Here is a 21,671-nt window from a genome sequence, read left to right on the forward strand (position 1 = left end):
TGGATAATTGAAATTTTAGACTCCCGAAACATAAATCCTTTTGCCTATCAGTATATGTCCCGGGCAGGAAGAGGGTAGGGCGAATCCCCAGAACAGAGGCAAGTTGGGCGACCGGTCATCTAAACAAGGCCAAACGTTTAATTGTGCTCTTTTTGTGAAAGTAATATAATAAAGATTAGTGGTTTTTATCTATTTTGGCACATGAAGCGGTACTGCTTTCCCCGTTCGCCGGCGGATTGCGGCTTGCCGTTTTATGCCCGTATGGAAGTAAAAGATTCGTTGATTCTATATAGGCCGTATGCTTGTTTGTTGAGGGAAATGGAGGAGGTCCACCATGGCGGAAGAAAAAAATCCCCAGATTAAGGAGCGGGACATTGGTGTCGAAATGCGCGAGTCCTTTATGGACTATGCGATGAGCATCATTGTGAGCCGGGCTTTGCCGGATGTGCGCGATGGACTCAAGCCGGTACACCGGCGCGTGCTCTATGCGATGTCGGAGCTTGGCTTGTCGCCGGATAAGCCGTTTAAAAAATCGGCGAGAATCGTCGGCGAGGTCATCGGTAAGTACCATCCGCACGGTGACGCGCCTGCTTATGAGACAATGGTCCGCATGGCCCAGGATTTTTCGATGCGCTATATGCTTGTCGAAGGGCACGGCAACTTTGGCTCCATCGACGGAGACGCTCCGGCCGCGATGCGTTATACCGAAGCACGGCTTTCGAAGATCGCCCAGGAGATGCTGCGCGACATTAACAAAGAAACCATTGATTTTACGGAAAACTATGACGGTGAAGAGCTGGAACCCGTCGTGCTGCCTGCGCGGTATCCGAACCTTTTGGTGAATGGCGTTTCGGGTATCGCCGTCGGGATGGCGACGAATATTCCGCCGCATAATCTCGGCGAGGTCATTGACGGGGTGCTTGCCCTGATCAAAAATCCCGACATTACTTCACTGGAATTGATGGAATATATTAAGGGTCCGGATTTCCCGACCGCCGGTTATGTCCTCGGACGCCACGGCATCCGCCAGGCTTACGAAACCGGCCGCGGCTCCGTCACGATGCGTGCCAAAGCCGAGATCGAAGAGAACAACGGCAAGGCGCGGATTATCGTTACCGAGCTCCCGTACCAGGTCAACAAGGCCCGTCTGGTCGAAAAAATCGCGGAACTCGTGCGCGAAAAAAGACTGGACGGCATTACCGACCTGCGGGACGAATCCGACCGTAACGGTATGCGGGTCGTCGTCGAACTTCGCCGTGACGTGAACCCGAGCGTTATGCTGAACAATTTGTACAAGCATACGGCGATGCAATCCACGTTCGGCATCAATATGCTGGCGATCGTCAAAAACGAACCGAAGGTGCTGAGCTTAAGGGACGTTTTGAACTACTACCTGGAGCATCAGATCGAGGTTATTCGCCGGCGGACGGAATACGATTTGAAAAAAGCCGAAGCACGCGCCCATATTCTCGAAGGTTTGCGCGTCGCTTTGGATCATTTGGACGAAGTTATCTCGATTATCCGTTCCTCGCAAACGACCGATATCGCCCGCGATCGTTTGATCGAACGCTTCGGACTGAGCAACGAGCAGACGCAAGCGATTCTCGAGATGCGTTTGCAGCGCCTGACCGGACTGGAACGCGAGAAAATCGAAAATGAATACCAGGAACTGATGGTTAAGATTGCCGAATATAAAGAAATTTTGGCCAACCAGCATTTGGTGCTGGAAATCATCAGCAACGAGCTGATCGAAATCAAAGAGCGTTTTGCCGATGAGCGCCGTACCGAAATTACGATTGGCGAAGAAAGCATTTTGGACGAGGATCTCATTCCGCGCGAGGAAGTGGTCATCACCATTACGCATACCGGCTACGTCAAACGGCTGCCGGCCAATACGTACCGCAGCCAAAAACGCGGCGGACGCGGCGTCGTGGGGATGGATACGAAGGACGAGGATTTCGTCGAGCATTTGTTCGTCACCAACTCCCACCATTACCTGATGTTCTTTACCGATCGGGGCAAGGTGTACCGGCTTAAAGCGTATGAGATTCCTGAGCTCAGCCGAACCGCCCGCGGCACGGCGATCATCAACCTGATCCAGATCGAACAGGGAGAGACGATCAACGCCGTCATTCCGGTGGAGGAGTTCGAAAACGACAAGTACCTGTTCTTTGTAACGCGGAGCGGGATCGTCAAAAAAACGCCGCTTGAGGATTACGTCAATATCCGCAAAGGCGGTTTGATCGCGATCAACCTACGTGAAGATGATTCCCTGATCGAGGTCAAATTAACCGACGGCCAGCAGGAAGTCATCATGGCGACGGCACAGGGGATGTCGATCCGGTTCTCGGAAAATGACGTTCGTTCCATGGGCCGGAGCGCAACCGGCGTCAAAGGGATCACGCTGGATGATGACGATCATGTCATCGGCATGGACGTCGTCGACAAGGATCTGGACACGCTGATCGTTACGGCGAAGGGTTACGGCAAGCGGACGCCTCTGAGCGATTACCGTTCGCAAACCCGCGGCGGCAAGGGGATCAAGACGTTGAACGTGACCGAGAAAAACGGTCCGGTCGTAGGCCTCAAGGTCGTAAAACCGGATGAGGATCTGATGATCATTACGTCGAGCGGTACCCTGATCCGCACCAGCATCGACGGCATTTCCATTATGGGCCGTTATACGCAGGGCGTGAAGCTCATCAACATCCGCGAGGACGATGCCGTTGCCACGGTATGCCGCGTCGATAAGAGCGAGGAGCCGGAAGAAGGAGAAGAAGGCGTTGAGTCCGAGGAGACCGGACTGAATCCTTCGTCCGACGCGGAAGCGCCGGGAAATGGAGCAGAAGAGGGAGCGAATTCGGACGCGGACGATTCCTCCGATGAAGCGTAAACGATAGTCGAAAGAGCATGGCTTTTGAGCGATCAGAAGCTGTGCTCTTTTTTGCGTTCAAACCATCTGCATGTAAAAACACTCATTGTTTCATTTACGCCATAAAAAAAGAGGAACATCCTCGTTTCATAAACTGTTAATAAAGATTGTACAGACCTGCTATACGTAATATAATGGAGTATATTGCCATTATCCATGGATAAAAGTTAGCGAGGGAATCATCGTTATGGCCAGCATATCTATTTCCGAATTGAAACCTGGTATCAAGCTAGAAAAAGATGTACATACACCGCTGGGCGGATTGCTGATGCGCAAAGGCACGGTTCTTCTCCCGCGCGATTTGGATATTTTGCGTGCTTTTATGGTGCCGCAGGTCGAAGTGGATATGGGGGAGATGGAACCCCAAAACGGATTCTCAAACGCTGTGGGCCAGGTCGCGGCCGTAAACGAGCGGGCAGTGGACGAACCGGCATTGCCGACCAAAATGGCCTCTTTTTATGAGGAATACGAAAAATTGATTTCGTTGATGAAAAGCGCTCATCAATCCGTTATTGCCGGGGGGCTGCCGATATATGAGCTTCGCAACCAACTCGAAGCGGCTATCGGACATATCAAGGAATATAATCCGTTGACGTTCGTCCCAAGAACGATGAATGAGTATGACTATATATTCCATAACAGCGTATTATGCGCACTTTCTTCGTATTTGCTTGCCAAATGGAGCGGGCTGCAGCAGAAGGATTGGATGCAGGCCGCGTTTGCGGGTCTTTTCCATGATATCGGAAATGCCAAGATCGATCCGGCGATATTGTATAAACCAAGTCCTCTGACCGTTGCGGAAGCGGAGGAGATGCGCAGGCATACGGCATACGGCTACCAAATCCTAAAAAACGTCAAAGCCATCAACGAAGGCGTCAGGCTTGCGGCGCTTCAGCATCACGAAAAAATCGATGGAACGGGGTATCCGCTACGGCTTGAGGGCAGCAAAATCCATGTCTACGCAAAAATCGTGGGGATCACGGATATTTTCCATGCCATGACTCTTCGCCGAATTTACCGGAAGGCTCAGTCGCCTTACATCGTGTTGGAGCAAATTCATTCCGAGGCTTTCGGCAAGCTGGATCCGACGCTCGTTCGAATATTTATCCAAAAGGCGACGGAGTTCCACAACGGCACAAAGGTACGGCTTAGTAATCATCAAATCGGGGAAATCGTGTTTACGGACCGAAATCAACCGACGCGTCCTATGGTGTCCATAGGCGGCGAGATTATTAATTTGGCGCAAAAACCCCAATTGTACATTGAAGAAGTTTTATCTTCAAATTAAATAGTTGACATACTTAACGAAGCTGTGTTATATTAATTCTTGTCTTCACAAAGACATGATGAAATAGAATGCAGCTTTTTAAAATGTTTTTCAATAAACTTTCAAAAAAAAGCTTGCATTAAGAAACAAAACATGATATATTATAAAAGTTGCTGCTGAACACAACGGCGGCGACGAAAACGAAAAGTTTGATCTTTGAAAACTGAACAACGAGTGAGATACAGGCTTTGCTTGCAAAGCCGATCGCGAAGCAAATCGGTCCAAGTCTATGGCTGGATGATTTGCGGAGCAAACAATGAGAATTAAATTCTCGTCAGATTCAAAATGAGTCACAAACTTTCTTGGAGAGTTTGATCCTGGCTCAGGACGAACGCTGGCGGCGTGCCTAATACATGCAAGTCGAGCGGACTTGATGAGGAGCTTGCTCCTCTGATGGTTAGCGGCGGACGGGTGAGTAACACGTAGGCAACCTGCCCGTAAGACCGGGATAACTACCGGAAACGGTAGCTAATACCGGATAATTTATCGCTTCGCATGGAGCGGTAATGAAAGACGGAGCAATCTGTCACTTACGGATGGGCCTGCGGCGCATTAGCTAGTTGGTGAGGTAACGGCTCACCAAGGCGACGATGCGTAGCCGACCTGAGAGGGTGAACGGCCACACTGGGACTGAGACACGGCCCAGACTCCTACGGGAGGCAGCAGTAGGGAATCTTCCGCAATGGGCGAAAGCCTGACGGAGCAACGCCGCGTGAGTGATGAAGGTTTTCGGATCGTAAAGCTCTGTTGCCAGGGAAGAACGTCGGGTAGAGTAACTGCTATCCGAGTGACGGTACCTGAGAAGAAAGCCCCGGCTAACTACGTGCCAGCAGCCGCGGTAATACGTAGGGGGCAAGCGTTGTCCGGAATTATTGGGCGTAAAGCGCGCGCAGGCGGTCACTTAAGTCTGGTGTTTAAGGCTAGGGCTCAACTCTAGTTCGCACTGGAAACTGGGTGACTTGAGTGCAGAAGAGGAAAGTGGAATTCCACGTGTAGCGGTGAAATGCGTAGAGATGTGGAGGAACACCAGTGGCGAAGGCGACTTTCTGGGCTGTAACTGACGCTGAGGCGCGAAAGCGTGGGGAGCAAACAGGATTAGATACCCTGGTAGTCCACGCCGTAAACGATGAATGCTAGGTGTTAGGGGTTTCGATACCCTTGGTGCCGAAGTTAACACATTAAGCATTCCGCCTGGGGAGTACGGTCGCAAGACTGAAACTCAAAGGAATTGACGGGGACCCGCACAAGCAGTGGAGTATGTGGTTTAATTCGAAGCAACGCGAAGAACCTTACCAGGTCTTGACATCCCTCTGAATCCTCTAGAGATAGAGGCGGCCTTCGGGACAGAGGAGACAGGTGGTGCATGGTTGTCGTCAGCTCGTGTCGTGAGATGTTGGGTTAAGTCCCGCAACGAGCGCAACCCTTGATTTTAGTTGCCAGCACTTTAAGGTGGGCACTCTAGAATGACTGCCGGTGACAAACCGGAGGAAGGCGGGGATGACGTCAAATCATCATGCCCCTTATGACCTGGGCTACACACGTACTACAATGGCCAGTACAACGGGAAGCGAAATCGCGAGATGGAGCCAATCCTATCAAAGCTGGTCTCAGTTCGGATTGCAGGCTGCAACCCGCCTGCATGAAGTCGGAATTGCTAGTAATCGCGGATCAGCATGCCGCGGTGAATACGTTCCCGGGTCTTGTACACACCGCCCGTCACACCACGAGAGTTTACAACACCCGAAGTCGGTGGGGTAACCGCAAGGAGCCAGCCGCCGAAGGTGGGGTAGATGATTGGGGTGAAGTCGTAACAAGGTAGCCGTATCGGAAGGTGCGGCTGGATCACCTCCTTTCTATGGAGAATCGTTTCCTGCAACGGAAACATTCAAATATGCCGTAAGGCAAAACGATCTCACTCGTTGGTCAGTTTTGAGAGTTCAAACTCTCACATACGATTTCCAGAACTTGCTTGGTGACAAGAAGTGCTGAGGATGGTATGATATAAGTCCGGTTGAAAAACTGGATGATTATTGATCCTTGAAAACTAGATAACGAAACGAATTTGCGTTTTAGAAATATCCTTTTAGCTGAACTTGTGTCAAAACAAGTTAGTAAAAGAGTAGCAGACAAGTGTTTGAATCGAAGAGCGACTTTGGCTTTGTGCGAAGCACAAAACAACGGAGCGAGGCGAGGCAAACAGGAGTCAAAGGTTAAGCTACTAAGAGCACACGGAGGATGCCTAGGCGCTAGGAGCCGATGAAGGACGTGGCGAACAACGATACTGCCTCGGGGAGCTGTAAGCAAGCTTTGATCCGGGGATGTCCGAATGGGGAAACCCGGCTGATGTAATAGTCAGTCACTCATAACTGAATACATAGGTTATGAAGAGGCATACCAGGGGAACTGAAACATCTAAGTACCCTGAGGAAGAGAAAACAATAGTGATTCCGTCAGTAGCGGCGAGCGAACGCGGATTAGCCTAAACCGGTCAGCTTGCTGGCCGGGGTTGTGGGACGTCTCACATGGAGTTACAAAGGAACTGGTTAGGCGAAGAGGTCTGGAAAGGCCCGGCATAGAAGGTAAAAGCCCTGTAGCCGAAAGTCAGTTCCCTCCGAGACGGATCCCGAGTAGTGCGGGGCACGTGAAACCCCGTATGAATCTGCCAGGACCATCTGGTAAGGCTAAATACTCCCTAGCGACCGATAGTGAAACAGTACCGTGAGGGAAAGGTGAAAAGCACCCCGGAAGGGGAGTGAAATAGAACCTGAAACCGTGTGCTTACAAGAAGTCAGAGCCCGATCTATGGGTGATGGCGTGCCTTTTGTAGAATGAACCGGCGAGTTACGTTCCCGTGCAAGGTTAAGGTGAGAAGCCGTAGCCGCAGCGAAAGCGAGTCTGAATAGGGCGACTATAGTACGTGGGCGTAGACCCGAAACCGTGTGATCTACCCCTGTCCAGGGTGAAGGTGCGGTAACACGCACTGGAGGCCCGAACCCACGAATGTTGAAAAATTCGGGGATGAGGTGGGGGTAGCGGAGAAATTCCAATCGAACTCGGAGATAGCTGGTTCTCCCCGAAATAGCTTTAGGGCTAGCCTCGGTTGTACAGTCGTGGAGGTAGAGCACTGATTGGGTGCGGGGCCCGCAAGGGTTACCAAGTTCAGTCAAACTCCGAATGCCATAGACTGATTGACCGGGAGTCAGACAGTGAGTGCTAAGATCCATTGTCAAAAGGGAAACAGCCCAGACCATCAGCTAAGGTCCCCAAGTGTGTGTTAAGTGGGAAAGGATGTGGAGTTGCACAGACAACCAGGATGTTGGCTTAGAAGCAGCCACCATTTAAAGAGTGCGTAATAGCTCACTGGTCGAGTGACTCTGCGCCGAAAATGTAACGGGGCTAAACACACCACCGAAGCTATGGCTTGATGCTTGCATCAGGGGTAGGGGAGCGTTGTATACAGCGTTGAAGGTGTACCGTAAGGAGCGCTGGAGCGTATACAAGTGAGAATGCCGGTATGAGTAACGAAAAGATCAGTGAGAATCTGATCCGCCGAAAGCCCAAGGTTTCCTGAGGAAGGCTCGTCCGCTCAGGGTAAGTCGGGACCTAAGGCGAGGCCGAAAGGCGTAGTCGAAGGACAACAGGTTGAAATTCCTGTACCACCGTAAACCGCTATGAGCAATGGGGTGACGCAGGAGGGTAGTGACGCAGACTGATGGATGTCTGTCCAAGCAGTGAGGCTGATGTGTAGGCAAATCCGCACATCGTTAAGGCTAGGCTGTGACGGGGAGGGAAAATTATAGTACCGAAGGTCATGATCTCACACTGCCAAGAAAAGCCTCTAGCCAGGTGAAGGTGCCCGTACCGCAAACCGACACAGGTAGGCGAGAAGAGAATTCTAAGGCGCGCGGAAGAACTCTCGTTAAGGAACTCGGCAAAATGACCCCGTAACTTCGGGAGAAGGGGTGCCCCGGTAGTGTGAATAGCACGAGGGGGCCGCAGTGAAAAGGCCCAAGCGACTGTTTAGCAAAAACACAGGTCTGTGCGAAGCCGTAAGGCGAAGTATACGGGCTGACGCCTGCCCGGTGCTGGAAGGTTAAGGGGAGCGGTTAGGGAGTAATCCCGAAGCTGTGAACCGAAGCCCCAGTAAACGGCGGCCGTAACTATAACGGTCCTAAGGTAGCGAAATTCCTTGTCAGGTAAATTCTGACCCGCACGAATGGCGTAACGACTTGGGCGCTGTCTCAACGAGAGATCCGGTGAAATTTTAATACCTGTGAAGATGCAGGTTACCCGCGACAAGACGGAAAGACCCCATGGAGCTTTACTGCAGCTTGATATTGGATTTGGGTACGATCTGTACAGGATAGGTGGGAGCCTTTGAAACCTGAGCGCCAGCTTAGGTGGAGGCGACGTTGGGATACCACCCTGATCGTATCTAGGTTCTAACCTGGTACCGTAATCCGGTACGGGGACAGTGTCAGGCGGGCAGTTTGACTGGGGCGGTCGCCTCCTAAAGAGTAACGGAGGCGCCCCAAGGTTCCCTCAGAATGGTTGGAAATCATTCGAAGAGTGCAAAGGCAGAAGGGAGCTTGACTGCGAGACCTACAAGTCGAGCAGGGACGAAAGTCGGGCTTAGTGATCCGGTGGTACCGCATGGAAGGGCCATCGCTCAACGGATAAAAGCTACCCTGGGGATAACAGGCTTATCTCCCCCAAGAGTCCACATCGACGGGGAGGTTTGGCACCTCGATGTCGGCTCATCGCATCCTGGGGCTGAAGTAGGTCCCAAGGGTTGGGCTGTTCGCCCATTAAAGCGGTACGCGAGCTGGGTTCAGAACGTCGTGAGACAGTTCGGTCCCTATCTGTCGTGGGCGTAGGAAATTTGAGAGGAGCTGTCCTTAGTACGAGAGGACCGGGATGGACGTACCGCTGGTGCACCAGTTGTTCCGCCAGGAGCATGGCTGGGTAGCTACGTACGGACGGGATAAGCGCTGAAAGCATCTAAGCGTGAAGCCCCCCTCAAGATGAGATTTCCCAATTAGTAAGACCCCTTGAAGACGACGAGGTAGATAGGTTGGAGGTGGAAGTGCAGCAATGCATGGAGCTGACCAATACTAATCGGTCGAGGGCTTATCCTAAATGACCCACCAAAGTGAAGGGCAGCTTCGCAGCTGATTCCGAGTACTTTGGCGGGGCCCGGAACAAAAACCGGGAAATGCTACGGAGTATTTAAAACGCAAACGTTTCGTATCTAGTTTTCAGGTGATCAAAGCACTTGAATCGTTTGGTGGCGATAGCGGAGGGGTTCCACGCGTACCCATCCCGAACACGACCGTTAAGCCCTCCAGCGCCGATGGTACTTGGACCGAAGGGTCCTGGGAGAGTAGGACGCTGCCAAGCGAAGGACCACTGTTGATGAACAATCGACGGTGGTTTTTTTATTTTATAGTGAAAGGTCCTATTTGCGATCTAAACTTCTGCCACGGGGCATGGGATTAGAAGAGCGCCTATGCATGTAAGCCTTTGGGGCAAGCTTGTTTTGATCAAAATACGCTATAAGGCTTTTGTATAGACGTCCTTCAAATGCGTATGCGGCAATAAGGGCAGTGGTTTGGCCTCAGACCTTTATTTGTTGTTAAACTTTAGTAACATTTTTGTTACCGACACGCCAAAAGTTGTAAGTATAATATGGAGTGTACATGTCAGGAGGTGTATTGAAGGTTTTTAAGAGGAACGATCTTGGAAGAAGGAGGACATACATGCGCAGATCTTTTCGGCTGCATGCTCTTCTTTTGTTGGGTATCGTCATGCTGCTGCTTGCCGGGTGCGGAAAGTCTGAACCGACGTGGTCATCTTTCGAAGGTGCCGCCAATGAGAAAACCTTTCCCGTACCTAAGGAAGCGAATCGAACCGACCGAAATATAGGGAATACTAAAATAGATTATGTCCGTTATTCAATGAACGGTTTGAAGGAAAAGGACAGCTTTCCTGAAGCGTATTTGGAGAAAATAAAAGAGTGGGGTTGGCGCGAAAACACGGACGAATCGGAGGGAACCTCCAAGGTGTTTGAAAAGCAAAACCGGGTGGTTCATTTGACCATTCACGACGATTATTTTACGGTGACCGTTCTTGCTAAAGGCAAAGCGGCCGTAAAAAGCACCGACTCCACCAAACCATAAAAGACCAGCATCTTTAGGGATGCCGGTCTTTTTTTATTCAGCGGGAATCATCTGCATAATTGAATCACTGTTTGTAGTAAGAAATATCCTGGGCGTTAAATTTGATCATGCCGTCTTTGCTGAGGCGGGACAGGCGGGCATAGGCATAGAAACGCGGCAGCAACAGCCAGAAGTGCCAGAACAACAAAGAGACGACAAATGAAAGAGGCGACAGGAACAGAAATATGAGAAAGAGAACGAGCCCTATGCCTGTAATATACGTATAGACCTTGCGAAACAACCGGAAGCTGATATGCTGGTCCGTAACGTATCCAATCCAAGGCAGCCGCATGGAGAACCTCCACCGTTTATGGTAAGCAGGTCCGGCAAGGAGCAGTACCGAGCGCGAGATGACATAATGGATCCAGAAAACGAGCGGAGCTGCCAAGGCAAAATAAAACGGGCTTTTCCAGGAAATCATGACGGTCTCGGCAATGAGCGCGATATAAGGAAGAAGGAGATAACAGCGGACGAACATCCGCTTTACCGGAATCCTTTTGATTAACTTATAATGATAAAAGGTAGCGTTACTATGGTTCTCCTCAATCATAGGAAAATAGCGTTCCTCCCCTCATGTCTTTATTTCATATATCGGCTGATGGAAAGCAATTCGTTAAGTTTTCTTGTACAAACACGCGTTTAGTCGCAGTTGCATAAGAATGGTGTAGGTCATTGGGGATATGAAACAACTATGAAAGGGTTTAAAATAATAGAAAATGAGCCATACTTCATAGTAATCAAAGGAACAAGGTGGGATGGATGATGGAAGATAATCATACCGAACACGTCTGTATTATTTGCGGCCAAGCAAAAGAGGAAGGGATCACCATTGTGTCCCAGTTCATTTGCGAGGATTGCGAAAGCGAAATGGTGCACACCGATGCTGGCGATGCAAAATATCATTTTTTCATTCATCAGATGAGACAGATCAGCATGCAGACTCAAGCGTAAGGCAACCTTGGCAACATATTCGAAAATAGCCTCGATACCGTTGGATATATCGTGCACCGCAAAATTGCGGACGAAGGAAGGGTAGGCGTGAAGCCTGCCCTTTTTTTAAGATCCGGAAAATAACCGGGGAATGACACCGAAAAAGGAAGGGCGCAGGGCAGCTCCTAGCAGCATCAGCCGCTCAGGGTGGCAGTTGTTTTTACTGTGAGGGCCTTCAAACGGCTTCCGCACGCTAGCGGCGTCTTATGTTTCAATTCGCTGGATGGTTCAATATGCGGTAAAATAGGGTATAGATTGAAACCGGAAGGACCGAATTGAAATGGGCACAGAAAAGCTGGAAAAGGGAAAGGCGCCTTTATTCGAGGCGTTGCAACAATGTAAAAACGGAGGGCATGCCTCCTTCCACGTACCCGGCCACAAAAAAGGCCGAGCCTATGCCTCCTTTGGAGGGGCAGGCTTTCTGGATCAGGTCATGGAGGCCGATGTCACGGAAATTACAGGGACGGATGACCTTCATCATCCGGAAGGCGTTATCCGGGATGCGCAGCTGCTTGCGGCGGATTGTTTCGGGGCGGAGGAAAGTTTTTTCCTTGTCGGCGGCAGCACGTCCGGCAACTTGGCCATGATTCTGACCGTTTGCTCGCATCCGGAGGATATGTTGCTGGTTCAACGCAATGTACATAAGTCGGTATTAAACGGCCTGATGCTGGCCGGAGCCAAAGCGGTGTTTCTCGAGCCGCAGGTGGACGAGTCCAGCGGGCTGGCTACGGCGCCGTCAGCCGAGACGGTCGCCGCCGCGTTAGCCGCCTATCCGGAGGCCAAAGCCGTGCTTGTCACCATGCCCAACTATTACGGCATGGGAACAGATTTGGCGCCGCTCGCCGAGGCCTGCCACCGGCACGACGTGCCGCTGCTCGTGGACGAGGCGCACGGCGCCCATTACGGGCAGCATCCCAGGCTGCCCCGAAGCGCACTGGCCAGCGGCGCGGACGTCGTTGTCCAATCGACGCACAAGATGCTGGCCGCGCTCACCATGGGAGCCATGCTGCACGTCCAAGGTCCGCGGGTGAACCGCGGACTGCTCCGCCAGCGGCTCGCCATGGTGCAAAGCTCGAGCCCATCCTACCCGGTGATGTGCTCTCTCGACCTGGCGCGGCGCCAGCTGCACGTGCAGGGCGCCGCGGCTTTCACGGCGGGGCTCGCCGCCGTGGAAAGCCTGAAGCGCGGCCTCCAGGAGCTGCCGCGCTTCGGGCTGCTGCAGCCGCGGGCGCAGCAGCAACACGACGCCGCCGGCGCAGCATCGGCTGCCTATGCCACGCAGGACCCGTTCAAGGTGGTCATGTATGACCGCACCGGGGTCCTGAGCGGCTACGAGCTGCAGCACCGGCTTGAAGCCTGGGGCTGCATTCCCGAGATGAGCGATGACCGGTACGTGGTCCTGCTCTATAGTTTGGGGTCGACGGAGGAGGACACCCGTCACCTTTTGAAGGCCCTTTCGCATATATCTGTAGAGAAGGCGGACGCCCAGCCGCTGCATTTTTCGTCAGGCGCCCCGGTGCAGCATGCTTCGCTGCCGGTCGACAGCCGGGAAGAGAACGCTCATGTCGAATTTTCCACGTGGAACATTTTTGACCAAGCGGCTTTTTCGGAGCCGGTCGCTTTCAGCCTGATTCCGGTGGAACCTGATGAGACGGAAGCCGTTCCGCTCGATGCGTGCGCAGGCAGAGTGGCGGCGGAGATGGTGATCCCGTACCCGCCGGGGATTCCGATTCTGTATCCGGGTGAACGGATCACCGAATCGGCGGCCATCAAATTAAGAAGGCTTGCCCATTCCGGCGCTAAATGCCAGGGTGTGCAGGATCCGAAGTTAGGAACGATCCTTGTCCGTAAGCGTGGAAGTCATGCGGGAAGCGGAAAATGAATGCCGTATCCTTGCAAAGGAACCAAAGGCCAAACGAGGGCAGTTTTCCGGCTTATGGGGACTGTCCGTCCCAGGCGATGTTTCCAGATGCAGCGCGTGAACCGACCGACGGATAAAAGAATGCATCTAGAGCATGAAATCAACGGGGCGTTGGCGCATCGAACCGTATCAATTGACGCAACCTAAAAATAGCAAAAGAGCAGGAGAATGTTGAATGAGCAAAAGCAAGGGAATATTCGTTACGCTGGAAGGGGGAGAGGGTTCCGGAAAAACGACGGTGATCGCCAAGCTGAAGGATTATCTGGAAAAACGCTTCGTACCTTATATCGTGACGCGCGAGCCGGGCGGCATCGAAATTGCCGAGAAAATACGCGAAATCATTTTGAACCCGAGCCATACGGCAATGGACTCCCGCACGGAGGCTTTGCTGTATGCCGCAGCACGAAGCCAGCATTTGGCGGAGAAGGTCGAGCCGGCCTTGGCGGAAGGCAAGCTGGTGCTTTGCGACCGCTTCGTGGACAGCAGCCTGGTCTATCAGGGATATGCCCGCGGGATCGGGATGGATGAAGTATGGGCCATTAATCAATTTGCCATCCATGACCGGATGCCGCAGCTTACGTTCTACTTGGACATCGAACCGGAAGCCGGATTAGCGCGGATTGCCGCCAGCCGGGACCGGGAAGTGAATCGCCTCGATTTGGAGGACTTATCGTTCCATCATAAAGTACGGGAAGGATACTTGAAGCTTGCCGAACGTTTTCAGGATAGAATCGTCGTGATCGATGCTTCGCAAACCGTGGAAAATGTCGAACAAGAGATAATCCGTAGCTTGGAAGAGCGGATTTTAAAGGATTTTTGAGGAGCTTTGTCAAATAAGTAAGTATGGCTCATTGCAGGCCAAAATTCAAAGAGGAGGGAATGCAGGATGAAACTGATCGTTGCGATTGTACAGGATAAAGACAGCAACCGTTTGTCAGCGGGGCTGGTGAAGGCGAATTTTCGGGCGACAAAACTGGCAAGCACCGGCGGATTTCTTCGGGCGGGAAACACCACATTTATGATCGGGGTGGACGACAGTCAGGTCGAGGCCGTCATGAACGTCATCCGCAGCAGTTGTAAAGTCAGGGAACAGCTTGTAACTCCGGTTACGCCGATGAGCGGCACGACAGATTCTTATTTGCCTCTCCCCGTTGAAGTTCAAGTGGGCGGCGCCACCGTATTCGTGCTCCCGGTAGACCGGTTTGAACATTTCTAAAATGAGGAAGTTCCCGAAAATCGAAAGAGCAGCCTCGTAAACACCAATAGTTGGACGAGAGGCATGTTGCTTTCTAGATTGTACCCGGGGCATAGGCATTGCCATTAGCAAAGCCTGTGAAACCTCAAAGGCGATGCTGCAAATCGAGCCACGATATGGGGCTGCTGATGATTCGCGCTTAGTATAGCGCCGATATATTCATCCAGTCAGTCCCTCCAGCGGCCATCCATGTTGCAGCATGCCGAACCATCTCATGGATGCGAACGCAAATCGCTTCAATATAAGGCATATTTTTTAGCCCGGTTATTATTTTTGGCAGCCAAAGGCAGGAGATATACGTGAAAATCAACCCGGGGTTTAGGCCCATTAAAAGCGAACTTCCGGTAACGGACGGCTTAACTAAACCCGTTCAGCAAAAATCCTTCCTGGACGTCATGCAGCAGCAGAAGGAAACGGCCTCACAGGAGGAACTCGGCCGCCGGTTCAAGGAGATCCAGATGCAAGGAGAACGCCTTGCCCGTTCCATGACCATCCGTGAGCTTAAAGCATACCGTCTGCTGGTGAAACGATTTTTGGAGGATACGGTAAGACGCGGCGTTACCATGAAGGAAGCGCGGGGCTGGGACCGTCGCGGACGGGGAAAACGTTATAAATTAATCGATGAGATTGATACGGCATTACTCGAAATGGCCGATGAAATGCTGGAAAGCGAGCAAGGAAAAATCGAGCTGCTGCAGCGGATCGGCGAAATCCGCGGGATGCTGATCAATCTCGTTTTTTGAAGAAATAGGAATGAACAACTTCGCCCTGTCATGATAAACTAGAGATAGTACCGATCATCATGAAGACAGATTTAAAGGGGAGATTCTGCAAAATCTCGGACGGGTTTCAGAGCTGCTGCCGATTATGGAGAGGCCTGAAACGATAGGCGCTGCCGACGGCTTGCCGAAATGTTTCTGCGGTTTTGCAAAATCTTTAAGGAAGAGAGGAACTATGTCTTTTCAGGATATTATGGGACAGGATGCGGCGAAGAAGCTGCTGCAAAATGCGCTTCGCAGCGATTCCGTCAGCCATGCTTACATTTTCAGCGGGCCGGCCGGCTGCGGGCAGATGAAGACGGCAACCGCGTTTGCGCAGGCGCTGTTCTGTACCGAACGCGTGGATGACGCCTGCGGGCAATGCTTGGAATGCCGCAAGGTCCAGCACGGCAACCATCCCGATCTGCATCTTCTCGCTCCCGAAGGTTCGTCCATCAAAATAGACCAGATCCGCGAATTGCAGCGGGTCTTTTCCTATCGTTCGGAATCGGAGAATCCGAAGGTGTATATCATAGACCATGCGGATGCGATGACGGTGCAGGCCGCCAACAGCCTGCTTAAATTTTTGGAGGAGCCCCCGGTTCCGGCCGTGGCCGTCCTGATTACCGAAAATGGACAAGCCCTGCTGCCGACGATTCAATCGCGGGCCCAGACGATTCCCTTTTTTCCGCTGAATCCCGGAATGATGCTGCAGCAGCTGGTCGACGAAGGATACCCGGCGGCGCTTGCGCGCTGTGCGGTGCATTTATCCTCCGGACTGGACGGATGCCGCGAAATGATCGAGCAGAATTGGTTTGCAGAAATTAGAAACGTAGTGTTACAATTAGGGAAGGAAGCCCTCGGACGAGGCAGCTCCGCTCTGGTGACCGCAGGGCAGAAGGTGTTTAAGGCCGGGCTCTCCGATCATCTGGATTTACTGTTAAGCTTGTTTCATTTGTGGTTCAAAGATATGCTTCACGTCCAGTACGGAAGGCACGAAAGTATCGTTTTTATAGATCAGCTGGAGTTCTTGTCCACGCATGCATCATCCCGCAGCACAGCACAATGGGTCTCCTATATGGATTTGGCCGCAGAGTGCCGGAAAAAATTGCGCTACAATGTGAATGGCCAACTTTGTATTGAACAATTTTTGATCGGTTTGGAAGGATAGCTTCATGGCCAGCCAATTTTTTCTCTGGCATACAAGGGGGTTAGTTTTTGTACAGTGTAGTGGGCGTCCGTTTTAAGAAAGCGGGCAAAATTTATTACTTCGATCCGCTTGATTTTCCGATTGAAAAGGATCATAGCGTTATCGTTGAGACGGCGCGCGGCATCGAGTATGGTAAAGTTGTGGTCGGCAAAAAAGAGGTGCAGGAAGCCGACGTGGTCCTGCCGCTCAAAAAGGTGATACGCATCGCCGGCGAAGCCGACGCACGCGTTGTGGAAGAGAACAAGCAGGCCGCGAAAGAAGCTTTTACGACCTGTTTAAATAAAATCCGCGATCATGGGCTCAAAATGAAGCTGGTGGACGTGGAATTTACGTTTGACCGTAACAAAATCATTTTTTATTTTACGGCTGAGGGAAGAGTGGATTTCCGGGAGCTGGTCAAAGATTTGGCCGGGATTTTCCGGACGCGGATCGAGCTCAGGCAAATCGGGGTCCGGGACGAAGCGAAGATGCTGGGCGGAATCGGCCCATGCGGTCGCATCCTTTGCTGCTCCTCGTGGCTCGGCGACTTTGAGCCGGTATCCATCAAAATGGCCAAGGACCAAAGCTTATCGCTGAATCCGACCAAAATTTCCGGTTTATGCGGAAGACTTATGTGCTGTTTGAAATATGAGCATGATAATTATGAAAGTGTGAAGGAAGAACTGCCATCGGTAGGCAAAATCGTCATCACGTCTTTGGGCGAAGGCAAAGTGGTCGGCATCAACGCCGAAAACCGTTCCGTTCATGTCCAGCTGTTTGACATCGGCAAGGTGAAGGAACTGCAAATGGATGACGTTGTCATTAAGTAGACCATAGGGTTACTTTCGGGGTGGAGACTTGGAAAAGAAAAGTATTTTTGCACACATTCAAGAAATGGAAACACAAATGGGACAGATCCACAGTGATCTGGGTGAAATGAAGCTGATTATGAAAGAGCTGCTGGAGGAGAACCACCGACTGACGTTGGAAAACGAACACCTCCGCAAGATATTGAAGGAAGCTGTGCCCGCTGAAGAGGGAGCTCCTTTGCCGCAGCCTCATGTCCCGATCAAACCCGAGCATCCCAGCGATGTCGTGGGCGAAGGGTATGACAATTTGGCACGGCTTTATCATGAAGGCTTTCACATTTGCAACGTGTATTATGGACATTTGCGCACGGAAGGCGACTGCCTTTTCTGTCTGTCTTTTTTGAATAAATGAAGCCGTAGGAGCGATTCCTACGGTTTTTTTTCAAGAAATAAAGCATTTATAATGAAACGGGTCCGTAAGTGTAAACTTTGACGGATAGAGAACAATAGATAAAGGAAAATGGAACCGATGAATATGGACAAAAGTCTTTTGGAGCCGTCGGAACGCATCGACGATCTGTTGACGCATGATCTGCACATCATTCAAAGCGACGAGGTATTCAGCTTTTCGATGGATGCCGTTTTGCTGGCACGGTTTGCCGGCATACCGCCAAGAGGAAAAATTTTGGACCTCTGCACGGGGAACGGGGTCATACCGCTGCTGCTGAGCACGCGCACCAAAGCGCACATCGAAGGGATCGAGATTCAGCCTAGGCTTGCCGGTATGGCCAAACGCAGCGTGGCGATGAACGGGATGGAAGACCGGATCGTCATTCGGGAGGGAGATTTAAGGGAGCTTTATAAGGAGACGGGACATCAGGCTTATGATGCCATTACCGTCAATCCGCCTTACATGCCGCTGAACGGAAGCGACATCAAACTCAACCCGCATCAGGCGATTGCCCGCCATGAAATCAGCTGCACGCTGGAGGAGGTCATCCAAGCCTGCTTCAGATTGGTCAAGCCGGGAGGAAAGGTAAGCATGGTTCATAAACCGTCGCGTCTCGGCGATATCATCGCTTTGATGCGAAAACATAGGCTGGAGCCGAAACGGATGCGTTTCGTTCATCCCCGTGCCCATCTGGAGGCCAACATGGTGTTGATCGAATGCATACGGGAGGGGAAACCGGAGGTAAGGCTGCTTCCGCCGCTGATCGTTTATGACGAGCAAAACCGATATTGTCCGGAAATCATGGAAATTTACTACGGTTCCAAAGAGGGAGAAGCATGAGTCTGACACGACAAAGCAGTTTTCAAAACCGGTCCGGAGACGGCAAAGGGGCTCTGTATCTCGTCGCTACGCCGATCGGGAATTTGGAGGATATGACGTTTCGGGCCATACGGACGTTAAAGGAATGCGACATCATCGCGGCAGAGGATACGCGCCAGACCCGGAAACTGCTGACGCATTTCGAGATTAGCCCGCAAATGCTGTTCAGCTACCATGAGCATAACAAGGGGGCAAGCGGACCGGAATTAATACGCTATATAATAGAAGGAAAAAATTTGGCGCTTGTCAGCGACGCCGGTCTGCCGGCGATTTCCGACCCCGGGGCTGATCTCGTCAAGCTGGCGGTCGAGGAAGGGATCAGCGTCATACCGATTCCGGGAGCCAATGCGGCGCTGTCGTCTTTGATCGCATCCGGCCTTCCGACCGACCGTTTTACCTTTATCGGGTTCCTTCCCCGGGAACGCAAAGATGTGGAGGATACGCTTCAATCTTTTCAGTCGGCCCAGGGGACGCTGCTGTTTTACGAATCGCCGCACCGGGTCATCAAAACGTTGACCGCGATCCAAAGCGTGCTTGGAAACCGAAAAGTCGTATTGGCGCGGGAACTGACGAAACGTTACGAGGAATTTGTGCGCGGGGACGTCCAGGAATGTCTCGACTATCTTCAGGAGCATCCGCCGCAGGGCGAATATTGCGTGGTCGTGGAAGGCACGAGCCCGGAAGAGGAGCAGGAGCGGCTGGCCGCATGGTGGCAGAACCTGACGATCGAGGAGCATGTGGCGCACTACGAGGCACAAGGAATTCCGCGCAAAGAGGCCATGAAAAAAACCGCGGTCGACCGCGGCGTCTCCAAGCGCGATATTTATAACGCATTGATTTGAGCGGGCTGCAGATGCCCAATGACTTGGCTGCCGAAACCAAGCCCGCCTTTCGGGAAGCGTGCCTTAAGGCCCATAACCTGCGGCGGGCAACGCAGCCGGCGGGACAAAAAAATGTCTCCAAAGGCCGGGTTCTTAGCCTAGGAGACACCAAGGAGATATGAAAAAGGTTAGAATTAACAAATAGAATAATACTATTATATACTAAAAAACTTAATTTGTCACAGGTGTTGGGATTTCCGAGATGCAATCGTGGCAAACAATTTTTCCTTTGAAGTAAGTCACGTTCTCGGCATTGCCGCAAAAGATGCAAGCAGGCTCATATTTCTTGAGCATAATGCGTTCTCCGTCCACGTAAATTTCCAATGCGTCTTTTTCCCCGATGCCCAGTGTGCGGCGCAATTCAATCGGAATAACGACCCGGCCCAGTTCATCTACTTTTCTTACAATACCAGTTGATTTCATCATAACTGATCATTGCTCCTCTCGCCATAGTTTTATAGTGCCATAATTCGACAACGTTCTCTCTTTTATGATATCAATAATACCAACGATTCCCAAAACAGTCAACCTGCAAATTCGTCGCCAAAATGAGAACAGATTGCATGGCACCTGGGATATCACTCATATCAGGATTCTTTTCCCATTATATATCCTTGGTAGGATAATGTCGATTTGGAAATCAATTTTTCTACCTAAAACGACACTATTCGACACACATTGTCGAAAAAAGTTCAAAAATAGTTTAATTTTAAGCTTTTAAAAAGGAGATGAGTCGCATGCATACCTTAAATGAAGAAAAAGTGTTCAAGGACCCCGTACATAATTACATTCATGTCCAACACTCCACCATCTGGCGGCTGATTAACACGGCGGAGTTCCAGAGGCTGCGGCGGATCCGCCAATTAGGCACCTCGTATTTGACGTTCCATGGGGCGGAGCACAGCCGGTTCTCCCACTCGCTTGGCGTGTATGAAATTACGCGCCGCATCATATCCCAATTCGAGCGAAGCGGCTACGCGGATTGGCCGAACAGCGAGAAACTGTTAACCCTCTGCGCCGCCTTGCTGCATGACCTGGGACACGGACCCTTCTCCCACTCGATCGAAGAGGCGTTCCGGATGGACCACGAGGATTGGACCCGCCGCATTATTCTCGGGGATACCGAAGTAAACGCGATTTTGACCGAGGTGGCCGAAGACTTTCCCGCCAAGGTCGCATCGGTTATCGCCAAGGATTACGAGCACCCGATCGTGGTCAATCTGGTGTCGAGTCCGCTGGACGCCGACCGGATGGACTATTTGCTGCGGGATGCTTATTACACGGGCGTCAATTACGGAACGATCGACATCGACCGGATCCTGCGCATGCTTCGTCCGTACCAGGGAAGAATCGTCGTGAAGGAATCGGGGATGCATGCGGTGGAAGATTACCTGATGTCCCGGTACCAGATGTATTGGCAGGTTTATTTCCATCCGGTGACGCGCAGTTCGGAAATCATTTTGCGGCAGATCTTCCGGCGCGCGAAGGAGCTATACCGGGATAACTACGTTTTTGGCTTCATGATTGACCCGCTTCCGGGGCTTTTCGAAGACCGGCTGACCGTGCAGGATTATTTGAAACTCGACGAAGCGCTCATCCAAACCGTGTTTTCGCTATGGACGAACGAAAAAGACGCCGTGCTGAGCGAGCTTTGCAGCCGTTTTATGCATCGCAGGCTGTATAAATATGTGGAAGTGGAATCGGTGGATCTGGAAATGATCGAAGAGATCCGCCGTGATTTTGAGCGGGTCGGCCTGAATCCCGAATACGATCTCGAGATTGATTTTCCGACGGATCTTCCGTACGATGTATTTCGGCCGGGAGACGAATCCAGCCAAAAGCAGATTCTGCTGCTCGACCGGGACGAACGCCTGCGGGAAATATCGGAGGTGTCGGATATTGTCCGCTCCATCAGCGGCATTCACCGCGGGAAATATCACTTATATTATCCGGGGGCGAAAATGAAAGACGTTATTTCTTCCCTATCCGACCCGGTTTCCCGCATTTTCAAGCGATAACGACAGCGTGATTCACGGATTTGCCCCATATTAATCTATGCTT

At 51.5% G+C, this 21,671-nt stretch carries 16 protein-coding genes and 3 rRNA genes; 17 read left to right on the forward strand and 2 right to left on the reverse strand.

Annotated features, from left to right (window positions below; all coding sequences use genetic code 11):
• Positions 1–334: 334 nt before the first annotated feature.
• From gyrA to MKY58_RS27390, 6 genes are all read left to right on the forward strand, one after another.
• Positions 335–2,893, forward strand: a complete 2,559-nt coding sequence (gene gyrA, locus MKY58_RS27365) for a DNA gyrase subunit A (RefSeq protein ID WP_339322847.1) — start codon at positions 335–337, stop codon at positions 2,891–2,893.
• A 226-nt stretch (positions 2,894–3,119) separates the two neighbouring features.
• A complete protein-coding gene (locus MKY58_RS27370) occupies positions 3,120–4,220 on the forward strand; it encodes an HD-GYP domain-containing protein (protein ID WP_339322848.1) in 1,101 nt (366 codons plus the stop codon).
• 338 nt (positions 4,221–4,558) lie between these two features.
• Positions 4,559–6,112: ribosomal RNA gene (locus MKY58_RS27375) — 16S ribosomal RNA — on the forward strand.
• A gap of 355 nt (positions 6,113–6,467) precedes the next feature.
• A 23S ribosomal RNA gene (locus MKY58_RS27380) occupies positions 6,468–9,397 on the forward strand.
• 145 nt (positions 9,398–9,542) lie between these two features.
• Positions 9,543–9,659, forward strand: a 5S ribosomal RNA gene (gene rrf, locus MKY58_RS27385).
• The 16S, 23S and 5S rRNA genes sit together here, the layout of an rRNA operon.
• Positions 9,660–10,018: 359 nt before the next feature.
• Positions 10,019–10,438: a hypothetical protein gene (locus MKY58_RS27390; RefSeq protein WP_212953316.1), complete on the forward strand. Its 420-nt coding sequence runs from the start codon at positions 10,019–10,021 to the stop codon at positions 10,436–10,438.
• A 64-nt stretch (positions 10,439–10,502) separates the two neighbouring features.
• On the opposite strand, the gene MKY58_RS27395 is transcribed toward MKY58_RS27390, so the two are convergent.
• Positions 10,503–11,027 (reverse strand): hypothetical protein, encoded by a 525-nt coding sequence (locus tag MKY58_RS27395; protein ID WP_339322849.1) that lies wholly within the window; start codon positions 11,025–11,027, stop codon positions 10,503–10,505.
• 212 nt (positions 11,028–11,239) lie between these two features.
• On the opposite strand from MKY58_RS27395, the gene MKY58_RS27400 reads away from it, so the two are divergent.
• The 10 genes from MKY58_RS27400 (at position 11,240) to rsmI (ending at position 19,571) form a co-directional block, all read left to right on the forward strand.
• The gene (locus MKY58_RS27400; RefSeq protein WP_036712682.1) at positions 11,240–11,428 is read left to right on the forward strand and encodes a sigma factor G inhibitor Gin; all 189 of its coding nucleotides are present in this window, start codon (positions 11,240–11,242) and stop codon (positions 11,426–11,428) included.
• Between the two features lie 319 nt (positions 11,429–11,747).
• Positions 11,748–13,349 carry an aminotransferase class I/II-fold pyridoxal phosphate-dependent enzyme gene (locus tag MKY58_RS27405; RefSeq protein WP_339322850.1) on the forward strand — a complete coding sequence of 534 codons (1,602 nt, stop codon included), beginning with the start codon at positions 11,748–11,750 and terminating at the stop codon, positions 13,347–13,349.
• 214 nt (positions 13,350–13,563) lie between these two features.
• The gene (gene tmk / locus MKY58_RS27410; RefSeq protein WP_339322851.1) at positions 13,564–14,208 is read left to right on the forward strand and encodes a dTMP kinase; all 645 of its coding nucleotides are present in this window, start codon (positions 13,564–13,566) and stop codon (positions 14,206–14,208) included.
• Positions 14,209–14,274: 66 nt separating this feature from the next.
• Positions 14,275–14,604, forward strand: coding sequence for a cyclic-di-AMP receptor (locus MKY58_RS27415; RefSeq protein ID WP_036712689.1), 330 nt, complete (start codon positions 14,275–14,277; stop codon positions 14,602–14,604).
• 338 nt (positions 14,605–14,942) lie between these two features.
• A complete protein-coding gene (locus tag MKY58_RS27420) occupies positions 14,943–15,386 on the forward strand; it encodes a YaaR family protein (protein WP_339322852.1) in 444 nt (147 codons plus the stop codon).
• Positions 15,387–15,597: 211 nt separating this feature from the next.
• Positions 15,598–16,572 (forward strand): DNA polymerase III subunit delta', encoded by a 975-nt coding sequence (gene holB / locus MKY58_RS27425; protein ID WP_339322853.1) that lies wholly within the window; start codon positions 15,598–15,600, stop codon positions 16,570–16,572.
• 47 nt (positions 16,573–16,619) lie between these two features.
• A complete protein-coding gene (locus tag MKY58_RS27430; RefSeq protein WP_036712696.1) occupies positions 16,620–17,420 on the forward strand; it encodes a stage 0 sporulation family protein in 801 nt (266 codons plus the stop codon).
• 28 nt (positions 17,421–17,448) lie between these two features.
• A complete protein-coding gene (yabA, locus tag MKY58_RS27435) occupies positions 17,449–17,811 on the forward strand; it encodes a DNA replication initiation control protein YabA (RefSeq protein ID WP_036712698.1) in 363 nt (120 codons plus the stop codon).
• A 117-nt stretch (positions 17,812–17,928) separates the two neighbouring features.
• Positions 17,929–18,690, forward strand: coding sequence for a tRNA1(Val) (adenine(37)-N6)-methyltransferase (locus tag MKY58_RS27440; protein WP_036712700.1), 762 nt, complete (start codon positions 17,929–17,931; stop codon positions 18,688–18,690).
• The gene (rsmI, locus tag MKY58_RS27445; protein WP_339322854.1) at positions 18,687–19,571 is read left to right on the forward strand and encodes a 16S rRNA (cytidine(1402)-2'-O)-methyltransferase; all 885 of its coding nucleotides are present in this window, start codon (positions 18,687–18,689) and stop codon (positions 19,569–19,571) included. Before MKY58_RS27440 ends, rsmI begins: the two co-directional genes overlap by 4 nt.
• A 210-nt stretch (positions 19,572–19,781) precedes the next feature.
• Here the strand turns inward: rsmI and MKY58_RS27450 are convergent, their stop codons facing one another.
• A complete protein-coding gene (locus MKY58_RS27450) occupies positions 19,782–20,036 on the reverse strand; it encodes an AbrB/MazE/SpoVT family DNA-binding domain-containing protein (RefSeq protein ID WP_036712714.1) in 255 nt (84 codons plus the stop codon).
• A gap of 311 nt (positions 20,037–20,347) precedes the next feature.
• Here MKY58_RS27450 and MKY58_RS27455 point away from each other — a divergent pair, with 311 nt between their 5' ends.
• On the forward strand, positions 20,348–21,628 hold the full coding sequence (locus MKY58_RS27455) for an HD domain-containing protein (RefSeq protein ID WP_339322855.1): 1,281 nt from the start codon (positions 20,348–20,350) through the stop codon (positions 21,626–21,628).
• The last annotated feature ends 43 nt before the right edge of the window (positions 21,629–21,671 follow it).

The organism is Paenibacillus sp. FSL W8-0194 (assembly GCF_037969745.1).
Taxonomy (GTDB): domain Bacteria; phylum Bacillota; class Bacilli; order Paenibacillales; family Paenibacillaceae; genus Paenibacillus_AQ; species Paenibacillus_AQ cookii.

Bases quoted from the DNA above. Each gene is read 5' to 3' on its own strand.
- MKY58_RS27370 (WP_339322848.1), top strand. From the start codon at position 3,120: ATGGCCAGCATATCTATTTCCGAATTGAAACCTGGTATCAAGCTAGAA.
- tmk (WP_339322851.1), top strand. From the start codon at position 13,564: ATGAGCAAAAGCAAGGGAATATTCGTTACGCTGGAAGGGGGAGAGGGT.
- MKY58_RS27440 (WP_036712700.1), top strand. From the start codon at position 17,929: ATGAATATGGACAAAAGTCTTTTGGAGCCGTCGGAACGCATCGACGAT.
- MKY58_RS27390 (WP_212953316.1), top strand. From the start codon at position 10,019: ATGCGCAGATCTTTTCGGCTGCATGCTCTTCTTTTGTTGGGTATCGTC.
- rsmI (WP_339322854.1), top strand. From the start codon at position 18,687: ATGAGTCTGACACGACAAAGCAGTTTTCAAAACCGGTCCGGAGACGGC.
- gyrA (WP_339322847.1), top strand. From the start codon at position 335: ATGGCGGAAGAAAAAAATCCCCAGATTAAGGAGCGGGACATTGGTGTC.
- holB (WP_339322853.1), top strand. From the start codon at position 15,598: ATGTCTTTTCAGGATATTATGGGACAGGATGCGGCGAAGAAGCTGCTG.
- MKY58_RS27405 (WP_339322850.1), top strand. From the start codon at position 11,748: ATGGGCACAGAAAAGCTGGAAAAGGGAAAGGCGCCTTTATTCGAGGCG.
- MKY58_RS27450 (WP_036712714.1), bottom strand. From the start codon at position 20,036: ATGATGAAATCAACTGGTATTGTAAGAAAAGTAGATGAACTGGGCCGG.
- MKY58_RS27400 (WP_036712682.1), top strand. From the start codon at position 11,240: ATGGAAGATAATCATACCGAACACGTCTGTATTATTTGCGGCCAAGCA.
- MKY58_RS27455 (WP_339322855.1), top strand. From the start codon at position 20,348: ATGCATACCTTAAATGAAGAAAAAGTGTTCAAGGACCCCGTACATAAT.
- MKY58_RS27415 (WP_036712689.1), top strand. From the start codon at position 14,275: ATGAAACTGATCGTTGCGATTGTACAGGATAAAGACAGCAACCGTTTG.
- MKY58_RS27395 (WP_339322849.1), bottom strand. From the start codon at position 11,027: ATGATTGAGGAGAACCATAGTAACGCTACCTTTTATCATTATAAGTTA.